This window comes from [Zimmermannella] bifida NBRC 103089 (assembly GCF_001570925.1).
Lineage (GTDB): Bacteria > Actinomycetota > Actinomycetes > Actinomycetales > Microbacteriaceae > Gulosibacter > Gulosibacter bifidus.
Genome location: NZ_BCSP01000006.1, coordinates 75,885 through 92,495, shown reverse-complemented (window position 1 = coordinate 92,495; position 16,611 = coordinate 75,885). Strand labels below are relative to the sequence as shown.

Sequence of the window (16,611 nt, the reverse complement as noted above, 5' to 3'; positions counted from 1 at the left end):
GCGTGCGAGCCAGGCTGTGCGTTTCCTTGGCTTCTTAGACTGATACGCAAACGAGAAAGCAGGCGTGATGAATAACTATCCAGGCACTCCGCAGCAGCCGAACTCCCAGCAGGGTCAGCCAGCACATGGTCAGCCAGCGCAGGGTCACCCCGTACCTGGCCAGCCGGTACCGGGCCAACAAGCGCCCCAGTACGCGCGCGGCCAGCAACCGGCACCAACGCACCGACCGCAATCGGGCATGCCGCCACAGCAGGCCCAGCCACGCCCACACGCACAGCAGCGGCCGCCCCAGCCACCGGCAGCCCAGCCGGCTGCGCCGTCGCCAAATCACGAACCGAACGACAAGCACGCGCTCAACATCCGCGAGCGCCGCGCGCTGTCGATGAACGGCTTTCTCGCCCTCCTACTGCTCGGTGCGGTGTTCATCTACGGCCTGATGTGCATCGTTCAGGGTGCCTCGGGCGTCGACTTCGACACCGACTCCCCCGGCCCAGAATTTGCGCTCGGTGTGCTGCTATCGATCGTGTCGTTCATCCTGATGATGAGCTGCCTGACGATTGTGTCGCCCGGTAGCAGCAAGGTCGTGCAGTTCTTTGGCTCGTATGTGGGCACGATTCGTGCGCAGGGCTTGCGCCTGACGATCCCGTTCTCGAGCCGAAAGTCGGTATCGGTGAAGGTTCGCAACTTCGAGACGAACGTGCTCAAGGTCAATGACGCCGACGGTAACCCGATCAATATCGCGGCAATTATCGTGTGGCGCGTGACCGACACCGCCAAGGCCGTGTTCGCCGTCGAGAACTTCGAACAGTTCGTTGCCACCCAGTCCGAGGCGGCGCTGCGCCACGTCACCGGCAAGTACCCGTATGACTCAACCGAGCCCGACCAGGTTACGCTGCTCGATTCGACGGCCGAGGTCTCCGACCAGATCGCGTCCGAAGTTTCCAGCCGCATCCAGCTCGCCGGTCTTGAGGTTGTCGAAGCGCGCATCTCGGCGCTCTCGTACGCTCCCGAAATCGCCCCCGCAATGCTGCAGCGTCAGCAGGCCGCCGCGGTGATCGCCGCTCGCGAGCGCATCGTGCAGGGTGCGGTTTCGATCGTGCAGGATGCGCTCGGTCAGCTCGAGCAGGACGGCATGACCCACATCACACCAGAGCGCCGCGTCGACATCATTTCGAACATGCTCGTCGTACTGACGTCGGAGACCCGCGTCACGCCGGTCATCAACACCAGCGCCGGGGTTGGCTCGTCTGAATCCCACGCATCATCACAGACAAATTCGGCGCTGCTTGAGCAGCTGCGCAAGTTGGAGGGTTAATCATGCAGACCACACGATCCCGCCCGGTCAAGGTGGCGTTTCTCGGTCACGGCACCATCGCAAACGATTGCAAGCGATTCCTTGCCAATGACCTCGCCCGCGGCGACATCGAGATCATCGGTGCAATCGTGCGTGATCCGGCCAAGTACGAGGCCGATCAGGTTTCGTATCCGATCCAGGATGCATCCGCCCTCGACGAACTGTGTGCGGCGGCAGACATCGTGGTTGAGTGCGCCGGTGTGCCCGCAGCCAGCGAGCTCGGCCCGCGCGTGATTGCTTCGGGCACCGCGCTGCTGCTGTCGAGCGTTGGTTCGCTCGCAACCGCCGAGGTGCTCGAAGCGCTGCTTGCCGGCCCCGGTGAACTTGTCGTCACCAACGGTGCCATTGGCGGGTTTGATGCGCTCGGTTCGGCCGCGCAGGCCGGTGGTATCGACACGATTTCGATCCGCACCTCGAAGCTCGCGAGCGCACTCGTGCGCCCGTGGATGACCGATGACCAGCGTGCCGAGCTCGAAGCGTTGCAGCCCGAACAGGAGCCGATCGAGTTGCTGCACGGCAACCCGGCCGAGGCCATTGCAAAGTTTCCGGCCAATGTGAACATTGCCGTGGCGCTCGCCTGGGCAACCCGCGACTATGTGCCGGCAGATGCGGATGTTGCCGCTCGCGTCGCATCGATGCAGCACTCGCTCGAGCGGGTGCAGGTGCGCATTCTCGCCGATGCCTCGGCGACGCTCAGCTCGCACGAGATTCGCTGCTCGGGCACTGCCGGCGAATACGTGTTCCACTTTCAGAACGCGCCGTCGAAGTCGAATCCGCGCACGAGCGGGTTCACTGCCATGTCGGTGACGCGCGATCTGCGCAATTGGTGCAACGGCAGCCGCTAACGCAGCCAGGCCCCAACTAGAAGGGTTGGGCTACAAGACAGCCAAACGGTCGCTCGAATGCACGTCATTCGGGCGACCGTTTCGCAATTGCCGTAGCAACCGCATCCACCGCAGTTGCCGTCACAGCTGGGCAGCTGGGCATTGGCACAGTTCGCTAGTGGATTACCGGCTCTCGCAAGTCACGCAGCGAGCGGTTATCGCTCTTCTTCATGATGCCGAGCCAGGTCACCAGCAGGGCAACACCCAGCAGCGTCAGCAGCATGCCGACCTGGTGCCACATCACGCCCATATCGCCACCGTAGATCGCCTGCCGCAGCGCGGTGATCGTCCAGCTCATCGGCAAGTAGTCGTGAATGGCCACGATGAATGGCGGTGCGCTTTCGATCGGGAAGGTACCGCCGGCACCACTCACCTGCAGCACGAGCAGCAGCAGGCCGATGAACTGGCCGGTGCTATCGAGCCAGGTGCGCAGGGCTTGGAACAGCGCGGCAAACGTCACCGAGCTGGTCACCAGCACCAGCCAGACAAGCCACGGACGCTCCATGTGCAGTCCAACTGGTCCCGACAGCACGAGCATGAGCACGCTCATCTCGATGAATCCGATTAGGGCGGGCACCATCCAGCCGGCAATCGCGACCGGGAGCGGGTTGCGCATGGCCGTCACGGCACGCTTCGAGAACGGGTTGACGATCATGAAGATCGTGAAGACGCCGAGCCAGGCCGAAAGGCTCAGGAAGAACGGCGCGACACCCTCGCCGTAGCCGGCGGCGGTCGTGAACGCGTCCTTCGACATCACCACCGGTGACCCGAGGGTTGCCGCTTGATCGGCGCGCAGCGACTCTCCCGCATTCGGGAACTTCTCGGCGCCCTCGGCAAGCTTGTCACGAATGGCTTCGGCACCGTCGACGGCGGCCGGCAGCTTGCCCGCAAACTCGTCAAGCTTCGACGCGAGCAGCGCCGTGTTTTCGTCGATTTCGCGGATGCCGTCGGTGAGTTTCGGGGCGGCTTCGGTCAGTTGCCCGGTTCCGTCGGCGAGCTGGTGAGCGCCGTCGTTGAGTCGCGTGATGCCGCCTGCCAGCTGGTCGGCACCGTCTGCGAGACGGTTCGCACCGGCAGCTGCTTGACCCACCGCATCCACCAACTGGTTGGCGCTGCCCGCGAGCGCGTTCGCGCCGTCAGCAACCTGCTGGGCGCCATCGGCGAGCTGGTCGATGCTGTTGAGGCTGTCGTTGACCTTGGTTTTCGCTTCGTCGATGCGGGCGCCGAGCCCGTTGTCGAGGGCGGTTTGGGCTTCGTCGAGCACAGCGTCGACGGTGGCGGGGTCGAGTCCGCGAGCGAGCAGGGCTTCTCGCAGGTCGGCGGCCACCGCGTCCTTCGAACCGTCGAGCGAGGCGAGATCATCGCGGATTCGGTCGGCGACATCGGCGATCTTCACGTTGCCGTCGGCAACCTGCTGGGCGCCATCGGCGAGCTTTTGGGCGCCGTCGGGTAGCGCCGAGACCTTGCTATTGAGTTCGCCCAAACCGTCATTCAGCTCGGATGCACCGGTGGCAAGTTGGTCCGCACCGTTCTGCGCGCTGGCGGTACCGTCGGCAAGCTGCGTCGCACCATCGTGGAGTCGCGTGGCTTGGTTCGGCAGTTCGGCCGTCTCGCTGCGCAGGCGGCTGGTGCCTTCATTGTGGAGCTTGTTCGCACCTTCGGCGAGCTGGCTCGCACCGTCGGTAGCCTTGCCGAGCTTGTCGGCGAGCTGGCTAACGGCATCGGCACCGCGGGTGAACCCGTCGTGCGCGCTGGTGAGTCCAAAGAGCAGTTTCTGTGCGGCTTCTTCGCCGATCCGCGACGAGATCTTACCGATAAGTTCGTCGGCGACCTTCTTCGCGATATCGGTACCGAGGTAGTTGTTCGCGTCGTTCGTGATGACGTCGAAGGCCGCGGTCGTCGGGGTTTCGGTAACGGCGCTGGTGAGGTTTTCTGAGAAGTTGTCGGGGAACGACACGGCGAAGTAGTAGTCGCCGCGTTCGACGCCGGCGCGGGCGGTGTCTTCGTTGACCAGTTGCCAGCCGAGCTTGCCGTCGTTGAGGAGTTCCTGGGCAACTTCGTTACCGAGGTTGGTGAACGTGCCGTCGATCATCGCGCCATCGTCATTGACGACGAGTGCAGCGGGTACGGTGTCGAGGTGGCCCTGCGGATCTTTGTTCGTCCACAGGTAGACGCCGGCGTAGAGCAGGGGTACCGACATGAGCGCGACCAGCGCAAGCACGTTGAACGGTCGCGAGAAGATGCGCACGAGTTCGCTGCGCACCAGCTGCAAGAAGCTCGTGCTGCGAATGAACTGCGCCAGGCGGTCGTGAGATTTCGGATTCATGATTGGGCTCCGAGCCCGGTGTCCGGGCGTAGTTGTGCGTCGGGTTCAGGCGCGAGGTGGATGCGGTCACTTGCGTCGGTTTGTTCGCGCAGGAGTTCTTCGGCCGCGGTCGTACCGGTGATGCAGAGCACACCGATCCCGCGGGCGGCAACGGCCTGGCCGTAGGCGTAGATTTCGTGGGCCGAGCCGCCGTGGCGGTCGGGAGTGGTGAACACGACCGCTTCAATACCGGGGCGCAGCAGCGCCATTTCGGTCAGGGCAATCAGGCGCACCATTGGTGGCAGTTCGATCATGGGCCAGTCGGCGTACTCGCTGATGTCGTGGCGATCGAGAAAGCGGCGGATGCGCGCGGGGGTCGCGACGCGCCCGACGTAGGTGTATTCCTCGGCCAAGGTGCTGCGCAGCGCTACGTATTCGTCGGGAGCGCTGATCGATGGGGCGTCGATGATGGCGACTCGGGACTTGAGCTTGCGGCGTGCGGGACGACCGTTGTAGCGGATGACTCCGCGGCTGGGACGCATTTGTCCGCCGGCGATCAGTGCGAGCACGACCGGCGCCTGGTCAGTTGGGCAGGCCTGCACGGTGACTTTTCCGGTTTCGATGCGGAGGTTGGTGGTGGGCAGGATCGGGCGCCGGCCGCCGACTTCGATGTGTTCGAGTGCGATCTGCACGATGCTTCCCTCCGTTCGTGTACGTGTACTTAGCCGTATGGGCTGGTCAAGACTGCAATCGTATTCTAAACTGACCAGTCAGTGCAATAATCCAAATGGTGGAATACTCCGGGCGCAATCACCCGAGCACCACCATCCACGATTCACCCACCCGACCCCATCCAGCAGGACCCGCATCCAACCCACCGATGCCCGCATCGAGCCCCAGATCACGACCAAAGGACGAACCCAGTGGCACGACCGAACCGCTCCCGCGAACTCATCTTCTCGGCCGCCGTTGAGCTCGCGGCAAACCAGGGCATCTCGGCGACAACGATGGATGCGATCGCCGAGCAAGCCGGTGTGGCAAAGGGCAGCCTGTACTACAACTTCGCGAGCAAAGACGAGCTGTACTCTGCCGTCTTCGCCAATATGCGAGAACAGCTCCTCGAGGCGCTGGCGCAGGCGCGAACGGCCACCGATGATGCCCACACCCCCGCCGCCCGGGCCATCCACGCCATCGTCGGTGCCTTCTTCGAAAACCCGAATGCCGCACGCTTGGCTATCGTCGAACTCATCCGCACCGACCGCGCGTGGGCCGACGATGCCCGATCGCTGCGCACCACGCTCGTTGCCGAGTTCGCGGAGGCCATCCGCGCCACCAAACCCGATCTTGCTCGCGACTTCGACGTGGATGCGGCCGCCGTCGCGCTCCTGGGTGCCGTGCTCATGTCCTCGCTCGACAGCATCGCGTTCCGCACCGACACCTCGAAAGCAACGCTGATCGCATCCATCGAACACCTCGCCCGCCACTGGCTGGCGTAACCAGACTCGGCGCCAACGGACGCTGAGCTACGTGACACCTTCGCCACGCAGGATGAACCTGCGGGCGCAGCTGCCACCCCACCACCCACACCGTCCTGATTCCAGGGCACCAAGGAGGAATCCCATGTCAACCCGATTCAAGAACATCACTGTGCTCGGCACCGGTGTACTCGGCTCACAGATCATTTTCCAGACCGCCTACTCCGGCTTCGATGTCGTTGCCTACGACGTCGCCGACGACGCGATCGCCAAGCTTCCAGCCCGTTGGGAACAGCTCTCGGGTTACTACACCCACGACCTCGGTTCGACTCCCGAGCAGCTCTCGGCTGCGGTAGGCCGCATCCGCGCCACCACCGACCTCGCTGACGCCGTCAAGGATGCCGACCTCGTGATCGAAGCCGTGCCCGAAAGCATCGCCATCAAGCACGACACGTACACGAAGCTCTCGCAGCTGGCTCCCGAAAAGACCGTCTTCGCATCGAACTCGTCGACGCTGCTGCTCAGCGACATGGTGAGCGCGGTAAACCGCCCCGAGAAGTTCGTTGCACTGCACTTTGCGAACAACATCTGGCGCCAGAACATCGCCGAGGTCATGGGCCACGAAGGCACCGACCCCGAGGTCTACGAGGAGCTCGTACGCTTCGCCGAAGCAATCGGCATGGAACCAATCCGCGTGCTCAAGGAACAGCCGGGCTACGTGCTCAACTCGCTGCTCGTACCGCTCCTGAACTCGGCTGCGGGTCTGCTCATTAAGGGTGTCGCCGACTACAAGACGATCGACTTCACCTGGCGCAAGGCCACCGGCGCACCACTGGGCCCATTCATGATCTTCGACATCGTCGGCATGATGACCCCGTACCACCTCGCCATGGCGCGTGCCGAAAACGACCCCGGCCAGGCCGCTTGGGCGAACTACCTCAAGGAAAACTTCATCGACCAGGGCAAGCTCGGTCGTGCCACCGGTGAAGGTTTCTACAAGTACGACGCTGACGGCAACATCGTCGGCTAATTCCGGATGCGGCACCCGGCGCGACGGTTCTTGTAATCGCGCACCGGATGCATCCCCCGCACCTACGGCGGCGGTATCGGGTGTTCTGCCCGGTACCGCCGCCGTACTCATGCCCTCGCGCGAATGACCGCACTCATGGCACGTTGACGGCCGAGGCATAGAATGGAATGAGCCATTGACCTTGTCTCAGGTCCGCTGATTTGGGCCGCTCAGATCACCCAACTCACCGGCGCACGCTGCGCAGTGGCGCGGAGGTTGGGGGCTACTAATCATGTCGGAACAGACGTCCAAGACCCGAAGTACGTCGTACTGGGCGCGCATCATTATTCCCGCGCTGGTGATTCTGCTGTGGCTGGTCACCGGCGCTCTCGGTGGCACGATGTTCGGCCGCGTCGACGAGGTCGCAAAGAACGACCAGACGGCGTATCTGCCCGAACGTTCCGATGCCCTCGCGGTGCAACACCTGCTCGGTGAGTTCAACGGCACCGACTCCATCCCCGCCGTCGTGATCTACACGAGCGACGCCGCCATCGATCAGGCAGACGCCGCGGCGGTTGCAAGCCACCTCGACGCGATCAACATCGATGGCGTCTCCCCCACGTCGATGCCGATCATGCCGTCTGAAGACGGCAAAGCGCTGCAGTCCATCGTGCTCGTCGACAGCGACGCTAAAGTCGCCGATGTCGTGAGCGAGCTCAGCGACTACGTGCAAGCCGACGTTCCCGAGGGGATGCAGGCGTACGTGACCGGGCCCGCCGGGTTTGCTGCCGGTATCGCGCAAGGCCTCGCATCCATCGACGGACTGCTACTGGTCGTTGCCCTCGCGGCCGTGCTGCTCATCCTGCTGGTGGTCTACCGCTCGGCGCTGCTGCCGATTGTGGTGCTCTCGACGAGTATGTTTGCGCTGTGCGTGGCACTGCTCGTGGTCTGGTGGCTGGCGAAGGCCGAGATCGTCACGCTCAGCGGGCAGACCCAGGGCATTCTGTTCATTCTGGTGATCGGGGCCACCACCGACTACTCGCTGCTGTATGTCGCGCGTTTCCGCGAAGCGCTGCGCAGGACGCGCAATATTCGCGAAGCGACCACGAGCGCTTGGAAGGGTGCGCTTGAACCGATCGTCGCATCCGGAGGCACGGTCATCGCCGGTCTTCTGTGCCTGCTGCTGAGCGACCTGAAATCGAACTCGACGCTCGGGCCGGTCACCGCGATCGGCATTGTGTTCGCCATGATCGCCGCGTTGACGCTGCTGCCCGCCGCGCTGCAATTGCTCGGCCGCGCCGCGTTCTGGCCGGTGATCCCCAAGTTTGAACCCGAGGTGGTCGAAGCCGAACACGGCATGCCCACTCGCGGGCTGTGGGCGCGCATTGCCCGCACCGTGCAGATTCGCCCCCGCGTGATCTGGGTAGCGGTGACCCTCGTGCTGCTCATCGGTTCGTTCGGTGTGCTGCAGTTGCGCGCCCACGGTGTGCCGCAGAGCGAGATGGTGACCGGCGAGAACGAGGCTCGCGACGGCCAGATCGCGCTCGGTGAACACTTCCCCGGTGGTTCCGGCAGCCCCGTCTATGTGGTGACCGAAGAGGGCAAGCTCGTCGAAGTCGCACAGAAACTCCTCGCACACGATGGCGTTGACCAGCTCACCGCCGCCTCGAGTGAATCCCCCGCCGGTGTCGTTCCAGTTACCGAAGACGGCCCAGCACCGCTGGATCCACGTATGCCCGACGTGCCACCGCTGACGGTTGTCGACGGCCAAGTGTTGATTCAGGCGACGCTCACTGACCCGGCCGACTCGGATGCCGCATCCCAAACCGTGCGGGACATCACCGCCGAACTCGGCGACACCGCGATGGTTGGCGGCGTGACCGCGACTTCGATTGCGACGACCGATGCGGCCGTGCACGACAGCTACCTGATCATTCCGGTGATTCTCGGCGTGATCATGCTGATTCTGATGGCACTGCTGCGCTCGATACTGGCACCGATCTTGCTGATCGCGACTACCGTGTTGTCGTTCGGCACCGCGCTCGGTGTCTCGGCGCTGGTGTTTAACCACGTATTTGGGTTCTCTGGCTCGGACCCCGCGGTGCCGCTGTACGCATTTGTGTTCTTGGTGGCGCTCGGCATCGACTACAACATCTTCTTGATGACGCGAGTGCGCGAAGAAGCCAAGGAGCACGGCACCCGATCGGGCATTTTGCGCGGACTGGTGATTACCGGTGGTGTGATTACCTCGGCCGGTATCGTGCTCGCTTCGACGTTCGCCGCGCTCTCGGTGGTGCCGGTACTGTTCCTGCTGCAGGTGGCGTTTATCGTTGCCTTCGGTGTGCTGCTCGACACGTTCGTGGTGCGCTCGCTGCTGGTACCTGCGCTCGGCTACGACATTGGCCCGGCGATCTGGTGGCCTTCGCCACTGGCGAAGAAGCCCGACGGCGCGCTGCCAGTGCTCGATGCTGATGCGCCTGATGCTGCCGCAGCCGCAGAGGCTCCCGCCGCAGAGGCGTTCACCGGCGCTGAGTCGAGCAAGACACCGTAATCACTGCCGCACACTCAGAAATCTGCCCCCCTTGTGGGTGGGCCGGAGCCGATCGTTGCTCCGGACCCGCTCACCGGGGGCAAATTTCTTACGGCACCTTTTGGGGACACGGCGAGCACCACCGCGCATGAAACAATTGCGCAGAAAGGAGCGCCGTTGTCGCAGCACACCGAAGCCGCAGGTCCCGCATCCACGCCCGCAACACCCGTCCAGGATTCCCCGTCTCCCGGCGGCACTCCCCCAACGGCACTCGCGAACCGACCGCGCCTGTTCGAAGGCCTGGCGCTCTTTGATGCCTCGCGACTGACCTACGAGGCTGCGGTGCGCGCATCCCTCGGCAACTTCTTGCCGCTGATCACGCTCTACTCACTGGGCCGCATCGACCTCGGCATCTACGCCGCGTTCGCCGCGTTCACGGCGATTTACGGACGCAGCGAACCGTATCGTTCGCGATGGCTGTCGGTCGCAACCGTCGCGGTAACGTGCATCCTGTGCATCATTGCTGGGTCAGCCGTGCAGCTGCTCGGCGCGCCCCTGTGGTTGATGCTCGCCGGTGCCGCGCTCGTCACCGTCATCACGCTGCCCATGAGTTTCGGGATGCAGTGGATTCCGAAGGGCTCGATCTTCTTTCTGTTTGCGTTCCTTGCCTGCGCGAACTATCCGGTGCCCGAAGAAGGACTCGGCCTGGTTGCCATCGTGGCGATTGCCAGTGGTCTGACCAGCTGGTGCATTGTCATGTCGGGCAAGCTGCTGCGGCTGGTGCCGCGCATCGACGCTCGCTTGCGTCCACTGCCTCATGAGCCGGTGCGATCGCTCTCGAGCGCGCTCGCACCCGATGTGCTGCGGCTCACGGCGGCGGCGCTGCTGGGCATGACGGTCGCGGGTGTGGTGGCCTGGTCGCTGAACTTTGCCACGCACCAGTATTGGGCCATGCTCACCGTGGCCGCCATCTTCTCGACACCGAGCGCGATGGTTTCGTTCGAACGCACGATGCACCGGCTCGCGGGCACGCTCGCGGGTGTGGGATGCGCGGCGGCACTGTTCGGCGGCAACCCACCGACGCTCTACGTCATCATTGCCTGCGCGCTGTGCCAGTTCATCGTTGAGGTGATTATTAGCCACCACTACGGTGTCGCGCTCACCTTCATCACGCCGCTCGCGATCGGCGCTTCAAATCTCAATCTCACCTCGGATTGGGAGACGCTGTTTGTGGACCGCTCACGCGAAACGCTGATCGGCGCTGCCTGCGCCGTTGCGATCATTGTGGCCGTGCGCTGGCGGATGCTTCGGCGCGGCGACCTGGCCTAGCACCGCGCAGGCATTGCGCTGAGCAAGCTGGCAGTTCCAGGTCGTCGCCGCGTGCCGCGACTCATCAATACGCCCAATTTCGACACGTTTTCGATGCAAACACCCGGTTCTGATGAGTCGCAGCACACCCGACCACGCGACAGACCCGACTCCGCGGCACCTCACAGCGGAAGCGCGCAGACCCGAAAACGATGCCGTTACTCGACGACCCAGCCGGGGAAACGCGTCAGCGAAAACGCGCGCGGCAACTCGGCTTCGTCGTGCAGAATCTTCGCCACGAGCTCACCGATGGCGTTGCACATCTTGAAGCCCTTGCCCGAAAACGCGCTCGCGACAAACACCCGCTGTCCAGCGTCGAGCCAGTCGAGGATGAACATGCGGTCGATCGCGTACAGCTCCGGGTACACCGCGGTGCGCACCGGTACGGGATGCACATCCTGCAGCACGCGCGTAATGGTCGCTTCGCAGTCGCGCAGGTCGTCGAGCGTTGCCTGCCCGTCGTAGGCGATGCCGTCGAACTCCGCGTCGCGCGGCTCGGTGAGACCCGAGACCTTCACGTGCAGGCCGTCGAGCGTCGGCGCCCCGTAGGCGTGGAAGCCATCGCCCTCACGAATAAACACGGGCATCTCGGTTGCACGGAAGTCTTCGGGAGCGTCGGGCTGGAACCAGGTCATGACCTGCAACCGTGGGCGAGTGTACGGCGCAAGCTGCGGCAGGATGTCCGTTGTGCGGGCACCAGCGGCGACCACCACGCGGTCAACTTCCCAACTATTGCCGTCTTCGGCCCGAATCGTCACACCGTCTTGGTGCGGGATGACTTCGGTCACGGTGGCTTCGATGTGTTGCGCACCGAGGGCCTCGGCCCGGTCGAACGCATCTCGCACGACCAGGTCGGTGCGCACGAAACCGCCGCAGGGGTCGTAGTAGCCAACGTCACCCTCGCAGCTGGTGAACTGTGGGAAACGCCTGTGGAGTTCGTCACCTCGCAACACTTCGTGTTCGATGTTGAACTCGTTGGCGTAGGCCTCGAGATCGCGGGCGTAGTCGCTGTCCTCGGGTACGAGCGCGAGCGCACCGCATTCGCGAAACGCGGTCGGCAGACGCTTATCGAGTTCGCGCCAGAGTTCGTAGGCGCGTTCGATGAGGTGGTAGTACGCGCCGCCTTCGCGGTACAGGCGCCGGAAGAGCCTGGTGTCACCGCCTACGGCCGAGAGGTCATTTGCGACTCCGAAGGCTTCAAAGCCGACGACCTCATAACCTCGCTGTTGCAGTTCTAGCGCGGTAAACGCTCCGACGGATCCGAGGCCAATTACCCCGACCCTCTTGCCAGACATGGAATTTCTCTCCTACGTGCGCTGCAGTTGCGCGAACACGAACCAAGTCTCGCGCGTTGAAATGACGTCCTGCTGCACACTTCTTCGGTACCTCCATTTTTCCATGGATTTTCCACGAAGGTCCTGGACTCCCCGCGATGGGCTCGGACTCCCTTTGATGGTTCAGGCAACACGCGGATGCACGCTGCTCGCTTCGTGCCCAGCACACCAGCAGCCGCATGCGGCCGAAATAGGTAACACTGCATCCGAACGCCATTGTTCAAACTGCAGTGTTGCTGCCACCGTAACAACTTGAAAAAATGAACACCATTTGCCAGTTGTTTGGCGCGCTGACGAGCCGCGCGACGGGTACCGCATCCGTCTCGCACCGCGGCGCCAATCCGATCAGGCGCTCATCTCAACGTCAGTACAATCTGCGTCATGCGTCTGTGCAATTTGTTGAGCGAAGGTCCTAAGGATTTTGCTGAAGTCCTGCAATTTCAGCGCGACACACACGACCAGGTGCATCGCTCGCAACAGCACGACACCATCATTTCGGTCGAACACGAGCCCACGTTCACGACGGGTGTGCGCACCAAACCCGAGCACATTCCCGAAACCGTTGCGCCGGTCGTTCCCGTCGATCGCGGCGGCTCGGTCACCTATCACGGCCCCGGGCAGCTCGTGGTTTACCCCATCGTGCAGCTGCAGCCACCGAAAGACGTGATCGCGCTCACCCGGGCGCTCGAACAGGCCGTCATCGACATGCTTGCCGAAGATTACGGCATCGAATCCACCCGCGTCGACGACCGCTCCGGCGTCTGGATTGTGCGCCCAGGCGAGCAGGATCGAAAGATCTGCGCCATCGGCCTGCGCGTTGCCAGAGACACCACCATGCACGGCATCGCGCTCAACGTCACCACCGACCTCAGCTGGTTCGACCAGATCGTCCCCTGCGGTATCGACGACGCCTCGGTCGCTTCGATGGCGCAGCTCGGGGTGGATGCATCCCTCGAAGCGGTTAATGCGCGGCTCATCCCTCGCATCGACGCACTGCTGCAACCGCTTCGCAAGCCCGAGCGCGTCGCCGATGACACCTTGCCTGCGGTACGGGATGCATCCGCATCCGTTCGCCCGCAACGCACCGGTACCGCAGCCGCAACCGGCACCGAACGCGGTACCGCCCGCGCAACCGCGCTGCCCGCATCCGGCCGACCGCCCCGCCGCCCCGAGCCCGAAACCCGCAAGCTGCTGCGCATCGAAGCCGCCAACGCGCAGGTGCCGATCGAGCAGAAACCCGAGTGGATTCGCACCACCGCGGTTGCCGGCAAGGAATACCAAGACATGCGCGGCCTCGTGCAGGGCAAGTCGCTGCACACGGTGTGCGAAGAAGCCGGCTGCCCGAACATTTACGAGTGCTGGGAAGACCGCGAAGCGACGTTCCTGATCGGTGGCGACCAGTGCACCCGCCGCTGCGATTTCTGCATGATTGCCACCGGCAAGCCCACGTCGTATGACCGGGATGAACCGCGTCGCGTGGCCGAATCGGTGCGCGAGTTGCAGCTGCGCTACGCGACCGTGACCGGTGTCGCCCGCGATGACCTGCCCGATGGCGCCGCCTGGCTCTACGCCGAAACCTGCCGCCAGATTCACGCGCTCAACCCCGACACCGGCGTTGAGCTACTTGTCGACGACTTCCGCGGCTCCGCCTCGGCCTTCGACGAGGTCTACGCCGCCGCACCCGAGGTGTTCGCGCACAACCTCGAGACGGTACCGCGCATCTTCAAGCAGATTCGTCCGGCGTTCCGGTACGACCGCTCGCTGGATGCGCTGCGTCGCGCATCCGAGGCGGGGCTGGTGACCAAGTCCAACCTGATTCTGGGCATGGGCGAGACTCGCGAAGAGATCGAATCGGCCATGCGCGACCTCGTTGACGCGAAGGTCGACATCCTCACGCTCACGCAGTACCTGCGGCCCTCAAAGTTGCACCACCCGATCGACCGTTGGGTGAAGCCCGAGGAGTTCGTCGAGCTGCGCGACCTCGGCGAGCAGCTCGGTTTTGCCGCAGTGATGGCCGGTCCACTGGTGCGCTCGTCGTACCGCGCCGGCAAGTTGTGGGCACAGGCGATGCGTGCGAAGGGCCGCGAGCTGCCCGAACACCTGGCGCATTTGGCGACTGGTGCTCCGGCTCGTCAAGAAGCCAGCAGCGTACTGGCACGGATGCAGCAGCTCGCGCCGACCGCATCCGCAACCATTGCCCAGACAACGTAGTCGCCGCTCCGAATCTCCAAACCGGTGCAGATTTCCGGGGTCAGGGGTGGATACCACCTCGGGCTCGCTGCAGGTGCACCACTTTGGAGATGCACCCCAACGCAACCAGGTATTCCGGGCCGTTAGGCGTCGACGTCGAGTTCAGCCAGCCGTTCGTGGATGCGGCGCAGGTCTTCCATGAGCGATCCGATGAGAATCCAACGGCGACCGCTCGGCGTGCGGAGCTCAAGCGGTGCCGTCAGTGCCGGGATCGCTGAGGTCATCGGCGTCGGATCGATTTCGGCCAGGTGCACCAGCAGCCGCACATCGTGTGCGGCCCGCCGCAGCTGGTCGGTGATGTCGTGCACCATCGGCTCGCGGCAGAGTTCGTCGTCGTAGTGATCGAAGAACGCGCGAGTCATGCCGATGACTTCGGTGGCCATGCCACGCAGGCGATCATCGAGCACGCGCTCAATTTCTTGTAGCTGCGGTTCGTGTTTCGCCGCCCAGAGGTTCATCGAGAGCGATTCGCGCGCGGTCGTAATCGCGGATTGCGCCGACGTCACCATCGGCCGCAGCAGCCGAACCTCAATCAGCAGGCCCTGCAATTGCCCGGGCGTTTGTGTGGATTCCAAGGCGTCCGCGAGCCGCACGAGCGATTCGGCGATTTCACCGCCGAGCATTGCCACGCGTTCGCGAGCCGGTTCAACCTTCACCGGCGGTACCAGCAGCAGGTTTACGCCGAACGCGACCAGCGAACCAATCGCGGTCTCGACCACGCGCGTGACCGCAAACTCCCAACTCCCCGCGCCCATCGCGATCGCCAGCATGGCGCTAATTACCAGCTGGTTCGTCATGCCCACGCTGAGTTTCGCCATCCAGCTCACTGCCACCGCGACGGCAATGATCAGCAGCACCAGCCAGTTCGAAACCGGCAGCACCTGTGCCATGACCGATGCCAAGAGCACACCGGCAACGACGCCGAGGCTTCGCTCCACACCCTTGGCAAACGACTGATTGACGCTCGGTGCCACGATCAGCAGTGCCGCGATCGCCGCGAAGATCGGCATATCGATGCGCAAGATGAGCACGCACAGCGCCCACGACAGCCCGATCGCGATCAGGGTCTTAGCTGCTTGGATGAGCGGCACGCGACTGTTGGCAACAAACGCTGAGGTGATCCGCATGCATTCAGGGTACTTCGGCGGATGCGCCCGGTCGCGCGGGGTTCGCCACCGGCGTTAGCCGTTCGCTCACGTTCCACGGGCGTAGGCTTACAACATGACCACTGCACGACCGGTTCAGATGATTGCACTGCTCGATGGGTCGCTCGTCGACCCGGACGTTCCGCTGCTTCGCGCCGATGATCTCGGCGTTGTGCGCGGCGATGGCGTGTTCGATGTGGCGTTCTGCAGCCACGGCGAGGTGCCAAATCTTGAGGCGCACCTCGACCGTCTCGAAGCATCCGCCCATATTCTCGGCCTGCCGAAGCCCGATCGCGCCGGTTACGCGCGTGCGGTGACGGCGCTTACGGATGCGTGGGATTGGGATGCGAACCCCGAGGCGATCGTGCGCATGGTCGAGACCCGTGGTTCGGAACTCGGCGGCGAGCCCACCTGCTGGGCGATGATGATGCCGCTGGCCGAGTCGATCTATCGCGACCGCCACGAGGGCGTGCGCGTGCTCATCCTTGACCGCGGTTACGAGGCCGAAGAAACGGTCGACCTGCCCTGGTTGCTTCCGGGCGCCAAGAGCCTGTCGTACGGCATCAATATGGCGGCGCAGCGCTGGGCGTTAAACCACGGCGCCGATGACGCACTGTTCGTCACGCCCAACGGTCACCTGCTCGAAGGCCCGACTTCGACGCTGCTGCTCGACCTCGACGGCAAGCTGCAGACGCCGCAGCAGGACGGCATTTTGGCGTCGACGACGCTGCGCCGGTTGATGGATGCGGGTGCTCCCGAAGGCATTACCGTCACGTTTGCCGAGCTCCACCGCGAGGTCCTCGATCGCGTCGACGGCGCCTGGCTGATTTCGTCCGGTCGCCTGCTCGCACCGATTACTTCGGTGGACGGCAAGGCGATCCCGCGTTCGCCAATGCACGCAACGCTTGCGCGCCTGCTGAAGGTGCCTGCACCACGCAACTAGCCGCATCCGGCTGC

The 16,611-nt window shown here is 63.9% G+C and carries 12 protein-coding genes and 1 pseudogene; 9 read left to right on the top strand and 4 right to left on the bottom strand.

All coding sequences use genetic code 11. The annotated features are described in order from the left end of the window. Positions 1 to 67: 67 nt before the first annotated feature. Both ZBI01S_RS06410 and ZBI01S_RS06405 read left to right on the top strand, forming a co-directional pair. Positions 68 to 1,315, top strand: coding sequence for an SPFH domain-containing protein (locus ZBI01S_RS06410; protein ID WP_245610560.1), 1,248 nt, complete (start codon positions 68 to 70; stop codon positions 1,313 to 1,315). A gap of 2 nt (positions 1,316 to 1,317) precedes the next feature. Beyond that, a complete protein-coding gene (locus ZBI01S_RS06405) occupies positions 1,318 to 2,199 on the top strand; it encodes an aspartate dehydrogenase domain-containing protein (protein WP_066058025.1) in 882 nt (293 codons plus the stop codon). A gap of 154 nt (positions 2,200 to 2,353) precedes the next feature. Here the strand turns inward: ZBI01S_RS06405 and ZBI01S_RS06400 are convergent, their stop codons facing one another. After that, the gene (locus ZBI01S_RS06400; RefSeq protein WP_066058022.1) at positions 2,354 to 4,564 is read right to left on the bottom strand and encodes a YhgE/Pip domain-containing protein; all 2,211 of its coding nucleotides are present in this window, start codon (positions 4,562 to 4,564) and stop codon (positions 2,354 to 2,356) included. Next, entirely contained in the window at positions 4,561 to 5,235 is a 675-nt protein-coding gene (locus ZBI01S_RS06395) for a hypothetical protein (RefSeq protein WP_066058019.1), read from the bottom strand. Before ZBI01S_RS06395 ends, ZBI01S_RS06400 begins: the two co-directional genes overlap by 4 nt. 231 nt (positions 5,236 to 5,466) lie before the next feature. Between ZBI01S_RS06395 and ZBI01S_RS06390 the strand changes: the two genes are divergently transcribed. The 4 genes from ZBI01S_RS06390 (at position 5,467) to ZBI01S_RS06375 (ending at position 10,886) form a co-directional block, all read left to right on the top strand. Next, complete coding sequence (locus tag ZBI01S_RS06390) at positions 5,467 to 6,039, top strand: TetR/AcrR family transcriptional regulator (RefSeq protein WP_066058016.1); 573 nt, start codon at positions 5,467 to 5,469, stop codon at positions 6,037 to 6,039. A gap of 124 nt (positions 6,040 to 6,163) precedes the next feature. Next, positions 6,164 to 7,048: a 3-hydroxyacyl-CoA dehydrogenase gene (locus tag ZBI01S_RS06385; RefSeq protein WP_066058012.1), complete on the top strand. Its 885-nt coding sequence runs from the start codon at positions 6,164 to 6,166 to the stop codon at positions 7,046 to 7,048. Between the two features lie 271 nt (positions 7,049 to 7,319). After that, entirely contained in the window at positions 7,320 to 9,578 is a 2,259-nt protein-coding gene (locus tag ZBI01S_RS06380) for an MMPL family transporter (protein WP_083524574.1), read from the top strand. 156 nt (positions 9,579 to 9,734) lie between these two features. Further along, positions 9,735 to 10,886 (top strand): FUSC family protein, encoded by a 1,152-nt coding sequence (locus tag ZBI01S_RS06375; RefSeq protein WP_066058009.1) that lies wholly within the window; start codon positions 9,735 to 9,737, stop codon positions 10,884 to 10,886. A gap of 197 nt (positions 10,887 to 11,083) precedes the next feature. On the opposite strand, the gene ZBI01S_RS06370 is transcribed toward ZBI01S_RS06375, so the two are convergent. Continuing rightward, positions 11,084 to 12,220, bottom strand: coding sequence for an FAD-dependent oxidoreductase (locus ZBI01S_RS06370; RefSeq protein ID WP_066058006.1), 1,137 nt, complete (start codon positions 12,218 to 12,220; stop codon positions 11,084 to 11,086). 420 nt (positions 12,221 to 12,640) lie between these two features. Between ZBI01S_RS06370 and lipB the strand changes: the two are divergent. Together lipB and lipA are read left to right on the top strand one after the other, a co-directional pair. Then, positions 12,641 to 13,246 (top strand): annotated as a pseudogene (gene lipB / locus ZBI01S_RS10125) (lipoyl(octanoyl) transferase LipB); the annotation flags it as partial. Positions 13,247 to 13,396: 150 nt separating this feature from the next. Continuing rightward, the gene (lipA, locus tag ZBI01S_RS06365) at positions 13,397 to 14,470 is read left to right on the top strand and encodes a lipoyl synthase (protein ID WP_066058109.1); all 1,074 of its coding nucleotides are present in this window, start codon (positions 13,397 to 13,399) and stop codon (positions 14,468 to 14,470) included. Between the two features lie 122 nt (positions 14,471 to 14,592). Here lipA and ZBI01S_RS06360 read toward each other — a convergent pair whose 3' ends face one another. Then, on the bottom strand, positions 14,593 to 15,636 hold the full coding sequence (locus ZBI01S_RS06360) for an FUSC family protein (RefSeq protein WP_066058003.1): 1,044 nt from the start codon (positions 15,634 to 15,636) through the stop codon (positions 14,593 to 14,595). 94 nt (positions 15,637 to 15,730) lie between these two features. On the opposite strand from ZBI01S_RS06360, the gene ZBI01S_RS06355 reads away from it, so the two are divergent. Next, positions 15,731 to 16,597 carry an aminotransferase class IV gene (locus tag ZBI01S_RS06355; protein WP_066058000.1) on the top strand — a complete coding sequence of 289 codons (867 nt, stop codon included), beginning with the start codon at positions 15,731 to 15,733 and terminating at the stop codon, positions 16,595 to 16,597. The last annotated feature ends 14 nt before the right edge of the window (positions 16,598 to 16,611 follow it).